Origin of the sequence: Pseudoalteromonas sp. P1-16-1b, from assembly GCF_001401785.1 — a bacterium.
GTDB classification, from domain to species: Bacteria; Pseudomonadota; Gammaproteobacteria; order Enterobacterales; family Alteromonadaceae; genus Pseudoalteromonas; species Pseudoalteromonas undina.
This window is the reverse complement of record NZ_LKGQ01000016.1, coordinates 1-18,629: the sequence shown is the minus strand read 5'-3', so window position 1 is coordinate 18,629 and position 18,629 is coordinate 1. Positions and strand designations below refer to the sequence as shown.

The following is an 18,629-nucleotide window of genomic DNA, read 5'->3' as shown; positions in this document are numbered from 1 at the left end:
TGCCTTTTTGTTTTGCTGCTAGAGGGTAAAGTTATCTAAATCGTCATTCGGTTCAAATTCACCAAGCCTTTCAAGCTCAGTGTCTTGGCGCATTTGTTCGTGCCAACGCGCCTCATCCCAAATCTCAAATTTATTCATTAAGCCCACCAGCATAATTTTTTTGCCAAGTTCTGCATGTGAGCGCAAAGAAGGCGCCAGCAAAATTCGACCGTTTTTATCAAGCTGATACTCTGTCGCATTACCTAACAACATACGTTGCATCCGTCGCGCTCTGGGATTCATATTAGATATTTTTGCTAAACGGCTTTCTATTTCTAACCATTCAGCAAGGGGGTATAACCAAAGGCAAGGCTCATTGAGTGCAACAGTGCAAATAACCGTTCCCTGATCTTCAGACAATAGCGTGTCTCGGTACTTTGTTGGTACCGCAAAACGTCCTTTATCATCCAAACTCAGTGAACTTGCGCCACGAAACATAAAAAGCCTATTGTAAAATTATTTTAATCAACTTTTTGATTAACCCGATCCAGTTTGATCCACTAAACACCACTTTTTACCACAGTGCTCCAGTTTAGGGCTTGACAAGCCTTTTTGTCAAGTAAGTCACCCAGCTTTAGCGCCCCGCGAAGCCTGAAAAAATAAGGCTCAGATTAAAGCGGTTGAATTGTTTAGTAAAAAATCTGATCAGCCAGTAAAAAATTTTTTATCGTTTTTTTTATTAGCTTGCCGGCATTATTTGCTTAATGAATAAACAGTGAATAATTACAATTTATTTAGGGTGTGTAGGGCTTTGTTTATTCGAACTAGGTGCAACTAAATCGTGACCTGAAATGTATAACCGAGTAAGCAAAGGAAAAATCAACCTCGAATGATCAAAACGCCTTAGTTTGTAAAAATTACAAACTGTTGTCGCAATAGTTACAGCTATAAACCTACTAAAAATTAGTAAATAAAATACAATCCATAAAAAACAATGAGTTAAAAACTGGTTTAATCATTGCACCTTAATAATTACTTTTAAAAAACTATTAAGGATTGATTATGGCTACGGCAACTAAGAGCAAAACTGCTATTGATGCAAAACAAGAGATTGAGGCCCCGTTAACAGATAAGGCAACATCAGCTGCGCATGACGCAGTAGATGCATTATCGAGTAAAGCGGCGGTAGCTGAAAATGGCGTTCGTAAAGGAGCAAGCAGCTCAGCAGAAACACTTAATGAGAAACAATTAGCAGCTCGCGAGAAGTTAGAAGAATGTACTTCTAAGACTCGTCAACTCGCATCAGAAAACCCATTAGCAACGGCTGGTCTTGCATTTGCTGCTGGTATGTTAGTTACTGCACTATTTCGTCGTAAGTAATACTAATGCAAAACCTACATTCAACATCAAGTGAATCACAATCGACAGATTCGCAGTCATCGGCTAAACATGCCGATGACTGGCAAGATCATATTGCAAAGCTTGCTGATTATGCAGCACAGCTCAAGGATGATTATCATCAACAAGGAAAGTTGACGCATCAGCTTGCTATAGCTGAATGGAAATTGTCGTTAAGATCCTTAGCACTGATCACTATCCTACTTGGATGTTTTGCCAGTGGCTTGGTGTTACTGTGGGTCGGGTTTTTAGGTATTGTAGGCTTTGCGACTTTTGACTTATTTAGCTCGATTTGGCTGAGCATTACTGTAGTGATCAGCCTACAAATTTTATGCTTAATTTGGCTGTGGCGAAACGCAGTTTATCTAAGCAAAAAAATTGGCTTTACTAAGACGCTAAATAGTCTAAAGCAGCTGCTTAAATTATAAGGCATATACTATTATGTTAATCAATTACTTGATCAACTCACCGAATGCTCGAGTGCAACAGCTACACAAAGAAGTCGTGATGCGATCTGAGCTAAAGCGTCAGCACCTTACGGCAATAAAATATCGAGCCAAACGTTTTGCCGCAACAAAAGTGGGGCTCGTTAGTGCTTTTACCGCAGGCGCGGTTGTGGAGTCGGCAAAGGGAGACACCAACATGGTAAAAAAATACAGTTGGTTATTAAAACTACTCGCTTAAAATTCACTCCTACATTAAATCGTCACGACAGTGAGCCAAAATAACCGTTTTGATAATCGCTAACCGCTTGGCGAATTTCAGCTTCAGTGGTCATTACAAACGGCCCCATATGTGCAATTGGCTGATTAAGCGGATCAGCTGCTAAAATCAGAACACCTGCTGCTTTTTCGGCACGTATGCAAATATCACTCGATGGCTCAACAATAAGTAATTTTCCTGCATCAAAGGTTTCACTTTGCGCTGATTCTAATGATCCAGTGTGTATGTAAATCATCACTTTTTGCTGTTTTAGTGCTGGTAGATAAAGCTCCTTACCTGCAGGCAAAGCCACATCGGCTATAGCACCATTAGCGGCTAAGTTTTGTAAGCTTGAAACCAATTGCTGTGAATCAAATTGCCATGTCCCTGCTAGCGCTTTAAGACTAATACCTTGTTGATTAGTAAACCTCGGTGCTGGATGCTCTGTGGTATCCTGGTATTGCGGCTCACGCATTTTGTCAGCGCTTGGCATATTGAGCCAAATTTGAAAGCCATGTAAGCCTTTTTCAGCATCAGCAAGTGGCATTTCACTGTGCATAACACCACTACCGGTGCTCATCCATTGCACGTCACCGGCGCGAATCGCTTCTGTGTTACCCATTTGATCTTTATGCTCAAATCCTCCTTTTAAAATATAGGTAAAAGTTTCGATACCTCGATGAGGGTGAGGAGGAAAACCACCAATATAGTCACTCTCATCATCAGATTTAAGCTCATCAATCATTAAAAATGGGTCTAAATATTTACCATCAAATCCTGGAATACGACGGATATTGACGCCATCCCCATCTTGGGTAGCATAAGCAGTTAAAACTTTGGTTATTTTCATTTTTTGCCTAATATGTTATGTAAATATATAAGGGATTAAATTATTATTTCATACGTAAATTAATATATTTCAATCATATGCAACACTATTTTATTGCAAAATCTTAGATATAACCTTAGTACTTCAATGGTTATTTATAGTAGGATTATCAAGCGTCACTCTACTTTGCACTAATTTGGATACGACTATTTTTACTTCATCATTAAAACATCAACTCTACCGCCTTCTTATGCTAATTTGCATACCTGTTGCTGCTATTATTTTAGTAACCTTGTGGTTTAGTCGTGACGCAGCCATTAAAGAGCACGAGACAAAAGTGCGCACCATCACTGAGCAACTAATTATCAAACAACAAAGCATGATTGATGATGTCAAAAAAGTTACTGAGTTTTTAGCAAAAAAACAGAAAAACATTCAATCTTTACCCTCTACTTGTCCTGCGTATTTTTTAGATGTTAAGGCACTCAATGGTAATATCGCGAATATTGGTATAGTAAATAAAAATGGTGACCTAATTTGTACCTCAAAAAGTAGCGACACTAATATTAACATTAGTGACCGTCCCTATTTTAAAAACGCGATCGCCAGTAAAGAGTTCAGTATTGGCCATTTCCAGCACGATCGCAGCCTCAAAGCGCAAAGTATTAACTTTGCTTACCCTATCTTAAATGAAAATAATGATATTGAAGGCGTTATTGTGACCGTAATCGCTTTAGACTGGTGGAGCTCGGCACTTAATACTTTAAATTTATCGACAGAAATCAGAGCTGTCATTACTGACTCTAACGGTAGTATTTTAGCTAACTACCCTTTTTCAGCCGATAGACTAGGCAACAAATTGGAAAAGTTCGATTTAGCGCATAACTTGCAAGCTGGTGTTATTTTTAAAGGAAAAGATGGTATCCGAAGAGTTTTCCATCAAACAACACTCTATCGTGATGGCAATAACAATAAGCTCTCTATTTATATTACTCAACCAATAGATGAAACACTTGAGCAAATAGATATTAACTTTGTAAAAATGGTTTTGGGATTTTTAATTACCATTTTGCTTTTAGCCGTATTGGCTAGACGATTAGTTAATAAAAGCATCTTAAACCCGATTAAAAGTTTAACGCAGGCCGTTAACCGCTTAGCAGCCGGTAATATGCCTCATGACGACGAGCAGCCCAATAGTCCTGAGCTAAATAGACTCTATCATCGTTTTAAATATATGGCCGAAACTCGCTTAACAGCTGAAGCATGCCTTAAACATAAACATGACGAGCTTAATAGCTTGCTTAATGCGCTACCCGATGCTTTTTTACGTGTAGATGCCAATGGCAATATACTTGATACCGGTGGACGTATTAAATCGTTAAATTATAGCCATTCAACACCGCCTAAAAAGTTATCATGCTTATTCTCTAGTGCTAATTTAAAACAAGTAGAAGAGTACTTAACAACCCTGAGCGCTCCTGTCACTGTTGAGCTTGAACATAAACAAAACGAGCAGTTCTTTGAAGCTAAAATCAGCCCAATGAAAAAAGTGGATGAGTTTATAATTGTTATTAGTAACATCACGCAACGAAAGCAGAATCAAGAGTCTTTGCATTTAGCGTCATTAGTTTACAACAACAGCAGTGAAGGTATGGCAATCACAGATGAAAATGGCGTTATTTATGATGTGAACCCTGCATTTTGTGAAACAACTTTGTATTCTCGAAAAGAAGTACTCAATAAAACGGTGGGTATTTTATCATCGGGTAAACACGATAAAGAGTTTTATGATTACATGTGGCAGTCAATAAATAAAACTGGCCGCTGGCAAGGTGAAATAACCAATCGTCGTAAAAATGGCGAGCTGTATGTTGAATGGTTAACCATAGATACTATTTACGATAAAAATAAAGCCCCAACTAGCCGTATTGCTATTTTTACTGATCTAACCGAGAAAAAACAAGCTGACGAGCTAATTTGGCGACAAGCTCATTTTGATCATTTAACCGACTTACCTAATCGACTAGAACTAAAAGAGCGGTTAAATAAACGCTTTACGAGCGTAAACAACCACGACCAAAAACTGGTCATTATGCTGTTAGATATTGATCACTTTAAAGATATTAATGATACGTTAGGCCATCATTATGGCGATAGATTACTTAAATTAGTATCTGAGCGAATTGTGCAAACAGCCAAAGAGGCTGACTTTGTAGCACGTATTGGTGGCGATGAATTTGTTATTGTATTTAGTGACTTACGCGGTAGCGATAATATCAAACAAATAGCAAAATCACTGCTACTTAGCCTTGCTTCGACTATTTTTATTGAAGATGAAAAAGTGTATATCAGTGCCAGTATTGGTATTGCCTGCGCGCCAGATGATGGCCAAAACCCAGAGCAACTGCTTAAAGCTGCTGACCAAGCTATGTATAAGGCAAAAAATAGCGGCCGAAATGACTTTGAATTTTTCTCACATGATATGCGTGAAGATGCAAATGCAAGAATGCAGTTGCTCAAAGAGCTTCGCTCAGCCATAGAGCTAGAGCAATTTGAGTTATATTATCAGCCTATTGTATCCCTTGATGATTTGCACGTTCATAAAGCTGAAGGGCTTATTCGATGGCAACACCCAGAAAAAGGGCTGATCAGCCCCGCTGACTTTATTCCCTTAGCTGAAGAAACCAGACAAATAAATGCGCTCGGTCAATTTGTATTTACTGAAGCACTGCAAACACTTAATGATATTAAAAAACACATTCAAGATGAATTTCAAATTAGTATTAACGTATCGCCGGTGCAGCTCGCAACCACAGACAGTGGTATAGACGATTGGTATGGCATGCTTGAGACAGCAAATTTACCTGCATCGAGTATTGTGGCAGAAATTACTGAAGGCTTGATGGTTAACCCTGAAGAGCTGACCCAAAGCCGCCTAAAAGCCTTGGTTAAATCAGGGATGCAATTAGCACTCGATGATTTTGGTACTGGTTACTCATCGCTTGCTTACTTACAAGAAATGGATACCGACTACCTAAAAATCGATAAACGCTTTGTTGATAATATTCAAAAAAACAGCCAAGAGCTGGCCTTATGTGAAGCAATTATTATGATGGCTCATCAGCTTGGTTTAAAAGTAATTGCCGAAGGCATAGAAACAAAATTACAAATGGATTTATTACTTGAGGCTGGTTGTGATTACGGTCAAGGCTATTTGTTTTCAAAGCCGCTGCACAAAACCTCGTTTATGCAGCTGATAACAACGAACCAAGTAATTAAGCTCTGATAAAAGTAATAGAGTTATTTAATATCAAGGTGGTCTGCAACATAAGCGCCTCGCTGCCCTCTTTTTTTATCTGGTCCAATAGTGCTGTCTTGCGCTGTTTGCTGCTCTAACGCAGCATTGATTGAGGCTCCCAAAATAATGATATAAGCGCTAATAAACAGCCACATAAGCATAATAACCACCCCACCTAAAGAGCCATATGTTTCGTTGTAACTGGCAAAATGAGATACATAAAATGAAAAGCCAAAAGATGCCACAATCCATAATACTGTGGCAGTGAATGAGCCTACGGTAACCCAGCGCCACTTAGCTGCTTTTCTGTGAGGCGCGTAACGATATAAAATTAATAATGCAAAGTTAAAGGTTAGTGCCAGTAATGGCCATGAGATAAGCATGATTAAAAAATCAATACTCTCTTTTATTCCTAACAGGTTAAGTGCTAACGGTAATATACCTATAATTACCAATGCTATAACCGCCACCACAATCGCGCCCACTGAAAATAATAAACGTACAAGTTGCGCCTTAAAAAATGAACGCTTTTCGTATTCGTGATAACTAATATTACACGCGGTGATCAAAGCTTGGCTGCCCTTAGAGCTACTCCAAATAGTGAGCAGTAAAGTGCCTAGCGCGCTAAGACTTAAACTGGTTTGAGACTTTTTCGCAAGGCTTGAAACCTGAGACAAAATAATCTCTTGGGTACTTTGCGGCAATAAAGCCATAAATTGACTTAAATACGCACTAATATCGTTCGGTGAAGCAAAATAAGCATACACAGACACCAACGCCGCAATGGCAGGAAAAATAGCAAGAAGTGCATAAAAGGCCACGCCTGCTGCCACCAAGGATAAATTATCACGGCTCATTTGTTTTATAATTCGCTTTGCAATATCCCACCAGCCACGTAGAGGGATATGGTTAGGCTGCTTGGCTCTTTGGCCACGCTTAAAGTCACTCATAGCTAACTCCCTTTTCCCAATTAATTGCAAGATGTTTGCCAAACAAATACCCCTTGGTATTAAACTTGCTGCTATTGTTTTACACAGACCCTAATTAACTCAACCCAACACGGATGGCTCCTATGCTCAGCGCTTTAATAGCAACACTCGCTAATAACGCATCTATTCCTGCAATCGACACTGTTCAACCAAACTCGGTTTCATGGGACTTTTTAAAAGAGCAAAGCGTGCAATTACTACACTCATTCGTGCAATTACTGCCCACTTTGCTTTTAGGTATTATTATTTTGGTGATTAGTTATTTAATCGCCACCCCATTATCACGCTTGTTAATAAAGCCCGTTACTTACATGACCAACAGTAAATTAGTACACCTAGTTGCTAGGCGTGGTATTAGTACCTTAATTATTTTACTTGGGTTTTACCTATTCTTACGTTTGGCTGGCTTGACTGAATTCGCGGTCGCTATTATGAGTGGCACTGGGTTAATAGGCCTTATTTTAGGATTTGCCTTTCGGGATATTGCTGAGAACTTTATTGCCAGTTTACTTTTGAGTGTACAACGTCCATTTAAAATTGATGATGTAATAGAAGTAGATGGCAGAATAGGTATAGTTAAAAAAGTAACTGCACGAGCGACCACTTTAGTTGACTACGATGGCAATCATATTCAAATACCCAATGCGACTGTGTATAAAAATACCATTAAAAACTTAACCGCTAATCCAAAGATGCGCGGTCATTTCACAATCGGTATTGGCTACGATAATGACATTCGCGGCGCACAAAGTCTTGCTATTAGCGTTATAAAAAATCAAAACTCCGTGCTTAGCGATCCACCTCCCCAAGTATTGGTTGATAACTTAGGCTCCGCCACTATCAATTTTACTGTTTACTTTTGGGTCAACGGCGAACAATACAGCATTGTTAAAGTAGCCTCACAGCTAATGCGAGAGTTAATTAACAGTTTTACGCAACATAATATAAGTATGCCTGACGATGCTAGAGAGCGTGTATTACTCAATAGCCAAGGTGAAGATATTTACCCCACAGCAAGCGAAGCTAAAACAGAGACAACAGAAAAAACTAAAGAGAAACCACATACTCAAAAACATAAAACCACAGAGCATGAACACAGTATTGATGATGTAAGCAGTGATACGGATGATATTCGCGAGCAAGCCGATGAATCACGCGATCCTGAGCAGGGAAAAAATATTATATAGATAGGTTCGAGGTTCGAGGTTCGAGGTTCGAGGTTCGAGGTTCGAGAAATTTAAAAGCCTTGCGGTTAACATTACAAGGTTTTTTATGCCTGAAGGCGATAGTTAGTCTCGCGTCGAGTTTAGGTTTTAAGCCCGCAACCCGAAGCTCGCCGCCCGCAACCTGACAGCTTATTCCAAACACAAAAAAGCCCGCAGCGTTAACTGCGGGCTTTTTTATTGAATGAGTGAGTTAGCCTATAAGCCGGGTTCTGTCCTTTCCGAAGAAAGTGATAATCATTCGTCTAGGCCATAAATCGCTCTATGGCTCAAGCAACCTACCCGGTTCCAACGTGGGCCACGCCATAAGGAACCCTATTTGGTCTTGCTCCGAGTGGAGTTTACCTTGCAACCGACTATTACTAGCGGCCCGGTGCGCTCTTACCGCACCCTTTCACCCTTACCAATCCGAAGATTGGCGGTCTTCTCTCTGCTGCACTTGTCGTGGGCTCACGCCCCCCAGCCGTTAACTGGCACTCTGCCCTGTGGAGCCCGGACTTTCCTCCCCCTGATCATTTTCGTCACAGGCAGCGATTATCTTGGCTAACTCGGCGCGCAGTATACATGAGAGCACAACACTACGCAGTAAACATTTACTGTTTTTCTTCAATAATTGTTTTATACAACGCGTTTTTCTTCATGCCGAAGTAATCGGCTACTACACCACACGCTTTTTTCATTGGCATTTCGTTTTCAAGTAACGCTAACATCTTACGGGCTTCTGGCGGAATATCGTCAACTACCTTAGCTTTCCCTGGCAGCATGAGTACTATTTCGCCGCGTTGTTTAGTTGGATCGTCAGTTAAAAACTGCTTTAACTCACTCACTGTGCCATTAAAAAAGGTTTCAAAGGTTTTAGTGAGCTCTTTGGCAAATACCACCTGCTGCTCACTACCTAGCGCTGCTTCTAAATCGTCAAGGCTTGCCATAATACGGTGGGTACTTTCATACATAATACTGGTAATACTTGAGTTAACCGCATCTATAAAAAAGTCTTGGCGCGCTTTACTTTTGGCAGGTGTGAAGCCAATAAATTGAAAACGATCAGTAGGTAACCCAGAACAACATACCGCTGTAATAGCAGCACATGCACCAGGTACGGGTGTTACACTTGCGCCTTGCTCACGACATAAGTTAACCACCGCATAACCAGGATCGCTTATAAGCGGCGTGCCTGCATCAGAGACCAGTGCAATATTTAACCCTTGATTAAGTTGGTCGATAATTTGCTGCGCTTTTTGCTTTTCATTATGGTCATGTAACGCAAAGGTTTTAGCCTTAATACCAAAGTGGCTAAGTAGCTTACCAGTATGGCGAGTGTCTTCAGCCGCGATTAAGTCAACCTGCGATAATGTCGCGATTGCACGCTGACTTAAGTCGTCATAATTGCCGATTGGGGTGGCAACAACGTAAAGAGTGCCAATTTTCTGTGAATTCTCCTCATTTAACATTGAGGTCTCCTGCGTCAGTCAGTAATATAAGCAAATCGCGTTAACGTATGGGAAATCATTGTGCGACTTAAACTAGTTAGTCTATTAATTATATTGTCAGGGTTATCGGCGTGTAGCACAACCGAAAAACCAACTAAAACCAGCGATAACTTAAGTAACAGTGCCAATACGCTGAAAAATGAAGCACTGAATGCGCAATCTATTTACCAATTAGCGCAAAACCGCTATGGCGCTGATAAAATCCAGCTGCTTTATAGTGCTCGTGATAGCGCAATTACAGAAGAAAACTGGCCACTACTCGAAAAAATATGCACTGAACTTGCACTTACCGCCAGTGTTGATCAAATTCAAAATCGTTTATACATTGCCTTTGCGCAAAAAGAGCAAAATAAAAATCAGCAAGCACTTGAGGTACTAAACACGCTAGAGGGGCAACTTAAGCAACCTGAACATTTTGCTTGGCACCAATTTTTAACTGCCAGCATTTTTGCGTCGCAAGACTTACCAAAACGTGCAGCTCCATACTTTTTTGCTGCCTCTGAATCGGTAGCAAAAAATAATATTTCTATCCCTAAACTTAATGACGCACTTTGGCATAATTTAAAGCAGCTTTCTTCGTATGCATTAGAGCGATTTAACCGTGGCTCGGTTATTCAACAAGGCTGGGTTAACTTAGCTTTGTATCATCAGGTTTATGCCAACAGCTCTGTTGATTTAGACCAAGCGATTAATAATTGGCGCCGCCGTTACCTTGGGCACCCTGGTAGCAATGTTTTACCAAAACAAGATACTTACGCCAATGAATTAGCACCACTAAATATTGAACGCTTAGTTGTGCTATTACCTCAGTCAGGTGCTAACAAGCGCTTAGGGGATGCATTAAAAGCCGGCATACTGGCTGCACTTGATAAAAAAGAGATCAGCGAGACGCTGTTTATTGATGAAAATACCGAAACCGAAGCGTTGAGCGCACAGATTTCGCAATTACAACCAGACTTTGTTATTGGCCCGCTATTAAAAGCCAATATAGATAAGCTCGCTAATACCAATACATTACTCGATATACCCACATTACATTTAAATACCTTTGATGGCGAACGAACCTCTTTGCAGCACTACTTTTTTGCGCTTAATCCTGAGCATGAAGTACAACAAACTCTAGAGCATTTTTTAGCGCAAGGTTATCAAAAACCTATGTTGCTAGCGCCAAATAATACCAATGGTCAGCGCTTAATTGACTACTTTAACCTGCAATGGCAACGCTATAGTGAAACAACCACACAAGTTGGCTTTTACAACGACAATAAAGATATGCCCAATACCATTACCAGCTTGCTAGAAGTTGATAAATCAAAAGAGCGTATTAAATCGGTTAAAACACTTTTTAATAAAGAAGTAGAAAGTGAAACCCGTTCACGTGGCGATATTGATGCAATTTATATATTAGGTGACGCCATAGAGACCCGATTAATTAAGCCTTACCTAGATGTTAACGTAAGCACCTTTGCCGACAGGATCCCTATTTACGCCAGCTCTAAAAGTCATAGTAAGCAAATAGATACCACTGACAAAGGCGATTTAGATGGGCTTTACTTTACCGAACTTCCTTGGATGTTAGACTCACAAATTACGCAGCATAATCTACGTAAGCAATATAATGATTTATGGCCTGAACAGGCTGATATTAGCCAGCGTTTATTTGCCATGGCCTACGATGCCGTCGCCATGCTGAATGATATTAGACAGCTGAGCATTACACCCGATAAATACTTTTCAGGCTTAAGCGGTAAATTGTCCATTAATAGTGCCGGTGATATTGAACGATCACTGCAATGGGCGCAGTACAGCAATCGCCGTATAAAACCTGTGGAATTAAAAACGCAACGCCCTGTGCCGCTATTTATGCAATCAGCAAACGATGGCATAACCATAATTAACTAAGGGGTTAGCATGTCGTGGTTTAAACAGCTGTGGCAAAATAGTCGTGAAAAAGGCCAGTATTATGAGCGCCAAGCGCAAAAGTATTTAGAAGCGCAAGGTTTAAAAGCGATTGAGCGTAATTACTACTGCCCCTACGGCGAACTTGATGTCATTATGAAAGACGGTGACACCTTAGTGTTTGTTGAAGTTAAGTTTCGTAAAAATAACATAAAAGGCGGCGCTAATTATGCGCTAAGCCCGCAAAAGCAAGCTAAGTTAAAGCGCACTATTTATCATTACCTTGGTGCTAAAAACTTAAAAAACCAGCCATTACGTATTGATTACGTAGCTATAACAGGCGAACCGTCATTACATATTAACTGGCTGAAAAACGTATTTTAATGTCTGATGTATAAAAATAAGACGATTACAACAGCTTCATGTTGAGCATACAGTTAAACATTAGCTAACGCCTAAAATAATTACCTTTTAATAAAGCCGGTGTGAGCTCACACAGAATTAGAGATAAATTGTTGGTAACCCATGCAAGATACAATTAAAGAAATTTTTAAAGAAAGTATTCAAGTTCAAATAGCTGCAGGCGAAGTGTTGCCAAGCGCGTTAGAATCAGCGGCATTTACCATTGCACAAAGCCTGATCAATGGGAATAAATTGATCTGTTGCGGTACTGCAAACTGCCATATGCTGGCACAACACATGGCAGGCGTACTGGTTAATTTTTACGAAACAGAACGTCCCTGCTTACCTGCAATCGCTCTCTCACAAGAAAATATTAACTTGGGCCAAGGCAATCAAATAGATGACCACGATACATTTGCACGCCAAGTTCGTGCCTTTGCTCAGCAAGGTGACTTATTATTGGTACTTGCCATTAATGGTAATGAAAAACACATAATTTCTGCAGTAGAAGCGGCACTTACCAAAGATATGAAGGTCATAGTAATGGTAGGCGATGATGGCGGCGAACTCGTTGGCTTGCTTGGCCATAACGATGTAGAAATTCGTACGCCGTCTAAACGCCCGAGTCGCATTATTGAATCGCATTTAGTGAACCTTCACTGTTTAAGTGAGTTGGTGGATTTAACCCTTTTCCCGCAGGACGAAAATTATGTTTAAACGCTCCCTAATTATCTTAGGCACTGTTGTGTTATTGCAAGGTTGTGCCGCAGCTGTGGTCGCCGGTACAGCCAGTGCTGTTACTGCCGCTAACGATAGACGAACCATTGGCTCGCAAATAGACGACAACAATATTGAAATAAAAGCCAGTATTGCTATTAGCGAAGATGAACGCCTTAATAAGTTTGCTCATATCAGCGTTATAAGCGTAAATGGCGTGGTTTTAATGGTAGGCCAAGTGCCTAACCAAGAAATGAAAAACCAAGCGTTTAAAACCATTGAGAACCTATCTGGTATTCGCAAAATTCATAACCAACTTCGCATTGGCTCTAATATTGGAATCACCACGCAAACTCACGACTCATGGTTAACCTCAAAAGTAAAAGCGCAGCTTTTAGCGGCTGAAAACATCAGCAGTAATAATATAAAAGTAGTGACTGAAAATGCCGAAGTATACTTAATGGGGCTAGTATCTGACGCTGAAGCAAACCAAGCCGTTAATATAGCTCGCAACATCTCTGGCGTAGAGCGGGTAGTTAAAGTATTTGAGTATTTGTAAAAATCTCAGGTTCGAGGTTCGAGGTTCGAGGTTCGAGGTTCGAGGTTCGAGGTTCGAGGTTCGAGAAATTTAAAAACCTTGCGGTTAACATCGCAAGGTTTTTTTATACCTGTAGGCAATAAACCCGCTTAAAAAACCATATACACAAAGAGAAGTGAATGAGGAGTAAATGAGAAAACAATAACCATTAGCCCAACTGATTAATTCGAGTCTCTAGGCCCGTTGCTCGCTTCTCGCAGCCCGTCGCTCGTGAGCCTTTCTAACCATTAACCTTTAACCTTTAACCTTTAACCTAATATTTTCATACAGACATAAAAAAACCGCTTATTAAGCGGTTTTTTTCTAACATTTACGGGCTATTTTATAACGCGTAAATGTGAGCCTTTTTTCTTTTCAGGCTTGGGAGCTGGCGTTTCATCAACTATCTCTGGTGATGAATCGACACTTTCAAGCTCTGGAGCAAAATCGTCTTCGTCCTCTAAAAACTCATCTGCAGTAAAGACTGTGCCTTCACCATTTTCACGTGCATATATTGCAAGTACAGCCCCTAAAGGCACGTACACTTGCATTGGCTGGCCGCCAAAGCGCGCGTTAAAGCTAAGCTGAGTATTATCTAACGAAAACTGCGTAACCGCCGAAGGGCTTATGTTCAATACAATTTGACCATCTTGAACAAACTGTGTTGGCACTTGCACTGCAGGAAAGTCAGCATTAACCACTAAGTGTGGCGTGCATTCGTTATCAACAATCCAATCAAAAAAAGCGCGTAGTAAATAAGGACGATTAGAAGTCATTATAAACGGATCTCACGCTCTGCTTCAGTTAAAGAAGCTTGGAATGATTCACGTTCAAATAAACGAATCATATACTCTTTAAGTTCTTTAGAGCCTGCACCATTAAGCTCAATACCAAACTCTGGTAAACGCCATAATAGTGGTGCTAAGTAGCAATCAACTAAGCTAAACTCTTCACTCATAAAGTAAGGCGCTTCACTAAAAATTGGTGCTATTGCAAGTAATGCTTCTGTCAGCTCTTTACGAGCTTGCGCCGCATCAGAGGTGTTGTTAATGATTTTTTCAGCTAGGCTGTACCAATCAGTATCAATACGGTGCATCATTAATCGACTACGACCACGCATGACCGGATATACAGGCATTAGTGGAGGATGAGGAAAACGTTCATCAAGGTATTCCATGATGATGTTTGCCTGATATAAACCAAGCTCACGGTCAATCAGTGTTGGCACTGTGCCGTAAGGGTTAATTTCGTGAAGTGCTTCTGGCAGGTTATCCTTTTCAGCCATATGAATATCTACACTTACACCTTTTTCAGCAAGTACAATGCGTACTTGGTGGCTATACATACAGTTAGCACCAGAAAAAAGGGTCATTACAGGGCGCTTATTGGCAGCTACGGCCATGCCTACCTCCATTAAATAACTAAAACAGCAATAGGGGCTTAAGCCCCTATTGCAAAATTACCTTTAAATATGTTCAAACTTAATGAACATCTCTCCAGTATTCTTTCTTCAGCATAAATGCCAAGATAAATAGAATCACTAAGAATCCAAGTACCTTAATACCCAGCGCTTCCGACTCGAGACGCGTAGGTTCACCTACATACTCTAGGAAATTCGTTAAATCACGAACTGCTTGGTCATATTCATCTACACTTAATTCGCCCGTACCATCTGTTTTTGTACCAGTAATATGAGTGGTTGTTTTACCGTCTACTGTTACTTCTTCAGTAATTGCAGTAGGAACACCTTGCAACTCTTGAAGAACATGTGGCATACCCACCGATGGGAATAACGTATTATTTACGCCAAACGGACGAGATTCATCTTTGTAAAACGATTTTAAATAGGTGTAAATCCAATCACTGCCACGCACACGCGCAACGTTGGTTAGATCCGGCGGAGCCGCACCAAACCATTTTGCAGCATCTTCTTTTGCCATAGCGTTAAGGATATGACCACCCACTTTTGAACCATCAAAAATAAGTTGCTCTTGACCAATCTCTGTTGGAATACCAATGTCACGGAAAGTACGTTCATAACGTTGATACTGCATTTGGTGACAACCAAGACAGTAGTTCATGAACAACTTTGCGCCACGTTGCAAAGAAGGTTGATCAGATATATCGTTACCCGCTTCCATTAGAGGAACTGACGGGCCAGCCGCCATTGCAGGTAACACGTTTACTGATAAAGCAAATAAACCTATTAATAGCTTTTTCATCATTTCGTTAACCTCTCAGGCAATGGCTTAGTTTTTTCATTCTTACTGTAAACAAATAACAGTACGAAGAACATAAAGTAAGTCACAGTACAGACTTGCGAAACAATCGTTTTAAAATCAGTTTGTGGTGTAGCACCAACCCAACCTAAAAGAACGAAAGTAACAACAAAACCTGCAATGTTCCATTTGTGGAAACCACAACGGTAACGAACTGAACGAACCGAACCACGGTCAATCCAAGGTAATAACGCTAGCACGACAATTGATGCACCCATTGCAGCAACACCCATTAGTTTGTCAGGGATTGCACGTAAGATTGCATAGAATGGCGTGAAGTACCAAACAGGGAAAATATGCTCTGGTGTTTTAAGTGGGTTAGCTGCTTCAAAGTTTGGCGCTTCTAAGAAGAAACCACCCATAGCAGGCATAAAGAACACAATCCAACAGAACAAGATTAAGAAACCAACCACGCCCACAATATCTTTTACTGTGTAATAAGGGTGGAACGGAATCGCATCAATAATGTCTTTTTTATCAGTGTAGTATTCATGGAACTTAAATTTAGGCTTGTCTTCTTCAGCCACAGTTCCTTTTTTACGTTTGTTATCAATACCGTCTGGGTTATTAGAACCCACTTCGTGTAGTGCAACAATGTGTAAAAATACTAAGATAACAATAACCAATGGCAGTGCAATTACGTGTAATGCAAAGAAGCGGTTAAGCGTTGCACCTGAAATTACATAGTCACCACGGATCCACAGTGTTAAGTCATCACCAATAACCGGGATTGCCCCGAATAATGAAATGATTACCTGTGCACCCCAGAACGACATTTGGCCCCATGGTAATAAGTAACCCATGAATGCTTCAGCCATTAGCGCTAAGAAAATGAACATACCGAATAACCACAGTAATTCACGTGGTTTTTGGTAAGAACCGTAGATCATGCCACGGAACATGTGCATGTAAACAACGATGAAAAACGCAGATGCACCCGTTGAATGCAAATAACGTAATAACCAACCGTACTCTACATCACGCATGATGTATTCTACTGATGCAAATGCACCTTCAGCAGATGGTACATAGTTCATCGTTAACCAAATACCTGTAAGTATTTGGTTTACTAGTACTAACATAGCTAGAGAGCCGAAGAAGTACCAGAAGTTAAAGTTTTTCGGTGCTGGATACTGTGCAATGTGCATGTTCCAAACACGTGTCATTGGGATACGGTCGTCTATCCACTCAACAATTTTACCAAACATTAGGCCACCCCTTGTTCTTCGCCCACTAAAATAGTGGTCTCATCAAGAAAAGTATATGGTGGAATTTCTAAATTTAATGGTGCAGGTACCGATTGGAATACACGGCCAGCCATATCAAACTTAGAACCGTGACATGGACAGTAAAAACCGTCATCAGTCCCTTCCACTTTCTCACCAAAGCCACCTTGTAAAAAGCTAGGTGAACAACCCAAATGCGTACAAATACCTACAGCGACAAAAATCTCTGGGCGTAATGAACGAAAATCATTGGTTGATGATTCTAATTGTTGTGGCTCTTGCGATTGCGGATCACGAAGTTGACCTTCATGTTCTTTCATCTGCTCAAGCATTTTTGGGGTCCGTGATACAACCCATACAGGTTTACCACGCCACTCGACACGTATTAATTGTCCTGGCTCAAGTTTGCTGATATCTACTTCTACAGGCGCACCCGCAGATTTAGCTCGCTCACTTGGATTCCAAGACGCAATAAAAGGAACAGCAGCCCCAGCCGCACCAACACCACCAACAACAGAGGTAGCTATGGTTAAAAAGCGACGTCGGCCATTGTCTACAGGCGCATTGCTCATCCACTTATCTCCACTATGATTCTCAACACTTGCTATATTGAGAACATCAGTTACAGCAGGTTAATTTTTCGAATTTTAAAAGAGAAACGATCATAATTAAAACCCTTGCTTAAAACAAGGTTATTCACAGCCTCCTGCTCGAATAAACCTGACTTGCTCAAATAGTTGATTAAGTAAGCTCGAGTATGAAACCAAATGACTATAGTATCGCTTCCGTAAAAACAATTTGTAAACAAGTACAATCTCACCAACTAAGTACAGTAACAACTGAATTTGGCGACATTAAACTCATTCACTTTATTTGCCCGCCAATTGTAGCAAAAAAATTCACCAATTAACTGATGGATTTAAACTAATTGCGATAATTATTTAACTTTTTTTGCGTTAGTCGGTCATTTTTAAGCTTTCGTTCAATAAATACGCATGCTTTGCCGATTCTGATCAAGCTAATGTCGACATTAGTCGTAAGGGGAGAATTAAAGGTTAAACATACTCATATATTTTTGAATGAATATTTAATTTTGAACCTCTTAATCCCAAGCATCGATTGATTTCATCAATGCTGAAATCATACGGGAAAGTTCACGAGTCTCCTCAATCCATTCACTAGCCTTTGTCGTATCAACTTCACCTATTTTTAGTGCAATGTAAATTTGAGAGCGTAATTCTCCACAGCTCCCCTTAGAGTATGATAAAAATCGAATATAATCTTTAGGAGTTATTCGTTCATAACCCTCTGCGATATTTGAAGAAATTGAAAGTGCAGATCGTGTTATTTGATCTTTTAAACCAAACTCTTTGCTATGCTTAAAATGTAAATAAATCTCGCAAGCTAAATCGGCTGAACGTTGCCATACCCTTAAATCTTCAAACCTCATAACATAACCAGTCAGCTGAAACATACTTAACTTATAACTGTAAAATAAGAAAGACACAAAGCTTAGATCAAACTTATAGCTCGAACCTTGAACCTTGAACCTTGAACCTTGAACCTTGAACCTTGAACCTTGAACCTTGAACCTTGAACCTTGAACCTTGAACCTTGAACC

The 18,629-nt window shown here is 40.2% G+C and carries 19 protein-coding genes and 1 other RNA gene; 9 read left to right on the top strand and 11 right to left on the bottom strand.

All coding sequences use genetic code 11. From position 1 onward, the window contains the following. Positions 1 to 18: 18 nt before the first annotated feature. Complete coding sequence (gene mraZ, locus AN392_RS12160; RefSeq protein ID WP_010390682.1) at positions 19 to 477, bottom strand: division/cell wall cluster transcriptional repressor MraZ; 459 nt, start codon at positions 475 to 477, stop codon at positions 19 to 21. 564 nt (positions 478 to 1,041) lie between these two features. Between mraZ and AN392_RS12155 the strand changes: the two genes are divergently transcribed. Genes AN392_RS12155 through AN392_RS12145 form a run of 3 tightly spaced genes read left to right on the top strand, consistent with a single transcriptional unit; the run spans position 1,042 to position 2,061 of the window. Next, positions 1,042 to 1,359, top strand: a complete 318-nt coding sequence (locus AN392_RS12155) for a hypothetical protein (protein ID WP_010390681.1) — start codon at positions 1,042 to 1,044, stop codon at positions 1,357 to 1,359. 5 nt (positions 1,360 to 1,364) lie between these two features. Continuing rightward, positions 1,365 to 1,805: a hypothetical protein gene (locus tag AN392_RS12150; RefSeq protein WP_055012872.1), complete on the top strand. Its 441-nt coding sequence runs from the start codon at positions 1,365 to 1,367 to the stop codon at positions 1,803 to 1,805. A gap of 13 nt (positions 1,806 to 1,818) precedes the next feature. After that, positions 1,819 to 2,061 (top strand): hypothetical protein, encoded by a 243-nt coding sequence (locus tag AN392_RS12145; RefSeq protein WP_010390679.1) that lies wholly within the window; start codon positions 1,819 to 1,821, stop codon positions 2,059 to 2,061. 22 nt (positions 2,062 to 2,083) lie between these two features. Here the strand turns inward: AN392_RS12145 and AN392_RS12140 are convergent, their stop codons facing one another. Beyond that, entirely contained in the window at positions 2,084 to 2,929 is an 846-nt protein-coding gene (locus AN392_RS12140; RefSeq protein ID WP_055012871.1) for a pirin family protein, read from the bottom strand. 229 nt (positions 2,930 to 3,158) lie between these two features. On the opposite strand from AN392_RS12140, the gene AN392_RS12135 reads away from it, so the two are divergent. Beyond that, a complete protein-coding gene (locus AN392_RS12135; protein ID WP_055012870.1) occupies positions 3,159 to 6,194 on the top strand; it encodes an EAL domain-containing protein in 3,036 nt (1,011 codons plus the stop codon). Positions 6,195 to 6,208: 14 nt separating this feature from the next. Here the strand turns inward: AN392_RS12135 and AN392_RS12130 are convergent, their stop codons facing one another. Next, the gene (locus AN392_RS12130; protein ID WP_055012869.1) at positions 6,209 to 7,156 is read right to left on the bottom strand and encodes a YihY/virulence factor BrkB family protein; all 948 of its coding nucleotides are present in this window, start codon (positions 7,154 to 7,156) and stop codon (positions 6,209 to 6,211) included. A gap of 122 nt (positions 7,157 to 7,278) precedes the next feature. On the opposite strand from AN392_RS12130, the gene AN392_RS12125 reads away from it, so the two are divergent. Next, positions 7,279 to 8,382 carry a mechanosensitive ion channel family protein gene (locus AN392_RS12125; protein WP_055012868.1) on the top strand — a complete coding sequence of 368 codons (1,104 nt, stop codon included), beginning with the start codon at positions 7,279 to 7,281 and terminating at the stop codon, positions 8,380 to 8,382. Between the two features lie 221 nt (positions 8,383 to 8,603). On the opposite strand, the gene rnpB is transcribed toward AN392_RS12125, so the two are convergent. Together rnpB and rsmI are read right to left on the bottom strand one after the other, a co-directional pair. Beyond that, positions 8,604 to 8,969, bottom strand: an RNA gene (gene rnpB / locus AN392_RS12525) — RNase P RNA component class A. Positions 8,970 to 9,011: 42 nt separating this feature from the next. Further along, the gene (gene rsmI / locus AN392_RS12120) at positions 9,012 to 9,869 is read right to left on the bottom strand and encodes a 16S rRNA (cytidine(1402)-2'-O)-methyltransferase (RefSeq protein WP_010390670.1); all 858 of its coding nucleotides are present in this window, start codon (positions 9,867 to 9,869) and stop codon (positions 9,012 to 9,014) included. 60 nt (positions 9,870 to 9,929) lie between these two features. Between rsmI and AN392_RS12115 the strand changes: the two genes are divergently transcribed. From AN392_RS12115 to dolP, 4 genes are all read left to right on the top strand, one after another. Beyond that, on the top strand, positions 9,930 to 11,810 hold the full coding sequence (locus AN392_RS12115; protein ID WP_055012867.1) for a penicillin-binding protein activator: 1,881 nt from the start codon (positions 9,930 to 9,932) through the stop codon (positions 11,808 to 11,810). A gap of 9 nt (positions 11,811 to 11,819) precedes the next feature. Next, a complete protein-coding gene (locus AN392_RS12110) occupies positions 11,820 to 12,191 on the top strand; it encodes a YraN family protein (RefSeq protein WP_008110719.1) in 372 nt (123 codons plus the stop codon). A gap of 141 nt (positions 12,192 to 12,332) precedes the next feature. Further along, positions 12,333 to 12,926 carry an SIS domain-containing protein gene (locus tag AN392_RS12105; protein ID WP_008110721.1) on the top strand — a complete coding sequence of 198 codons (594 nt, stop codon included), beginning with the start codon at positions 12,333 to 12,335 and terminating at the stop codon, positions 12,924 to 12,926. After that, positions 12,919 to 13,485: a division/outer membrane stress-associated lipid-binding lipoprotein gene (dolP, locus tag AN392_RS12100; protein ID WP_008468380.1), complete on the top strand. Its 567-nt coding sequence runs from the start codon at positions 12,919 to 12,921 to the stop codon at positions 13,483 to 13,485. Before AN392_RS12105 ends, dolP begins: the two co-directional genes overlap by 8 nt. A 356-nt stretch (positions 13,486 to 13,841) precedes the next feature. Here the strand turns inward: dolP and AN392_RS12095 are convergent, their stop codons facing one another. From AN392_RS12095 to AN392_RS12070, 6 genes are all read right to left on the bottom strand, one after another. Next, positions 13,842 to 14,279 carry a ClpXP protease specificity-enhancing factor gene (locus tag AN392_RS12095; protein ID WP_008110860.1) on the bottom strand — a complete coding sequence of 146 codons (438 nt, stop codon included), beginning with the start codon at positions 14,277 to 14,279 and terminating at the stop codon, positions 13,842 to 13,844. Next, positions 14,279 to 14,905: a stringent starvation protein SspA gene (gene sspA, locus AN392_RS12090; protein ID WP_008110861.1), complete on the bottom strand. Its 627-nt coding sequence runs from the start codon at positions 14,903 to 14,905 to the stop codon at positions 14,279 to 14,281. The genes AN392_RS12095 and sspA overlap by 1 nt, the downstream gene beginning before the upstream one ends. Positions 14,906 to 14,984: 79 nt before the next feature. Further along, complete coding sequence (locus tag AN392_RS12085; RefSeq protein WP_055012866.1) at positions 14,985 to 15,728, bottom strand: cytochrome c1; 744 nt, start codon at positions 15,726 to 15,728, stop codon at positions 14,985 to 14,987. After that, positions 15,725 to 16,990: a cytochrome b N-terminal domain-containing protein gene (locus AN392_RS12080; protein ID WP_055012865.1), complete on the bottom strand. Its 1,266-nt coding sequence runs from the start codon at positions 16,988 to 16,990 to the stop codon at positions 15,725 to 15,727. Before AN392_RS12080 ends, AN392_RS12085 begins: the two co-directional genes overlap by 4 nt. Continuing rightward, positions 16,990 to 17,580, bottom strand: a complete 591-nt coding sequence (gene petA, locus AN392_RS12075) for a ubiquinol-cytochrome c reductase iron-sulfur subunit (RefSeq protein ID WP_010390661.1) — start codon at positions 17,578 to 17,580, stop codon at positions 16,990 to 16,992. The genes AN392_RS12080 and petA overlap by 1 nt, the downstream gene beginning before the upstream one ends. Before the next feature lie 530 nt (positions 17,581 to 18,110). Then, a partial coding sequence (locus AN392_RS12070; protein ID WP_327078057.1) for a four helix bundle protein occupies positions 18,111 to 18,629 on the bottom strand: 519 nt, incomplete at its 5' end.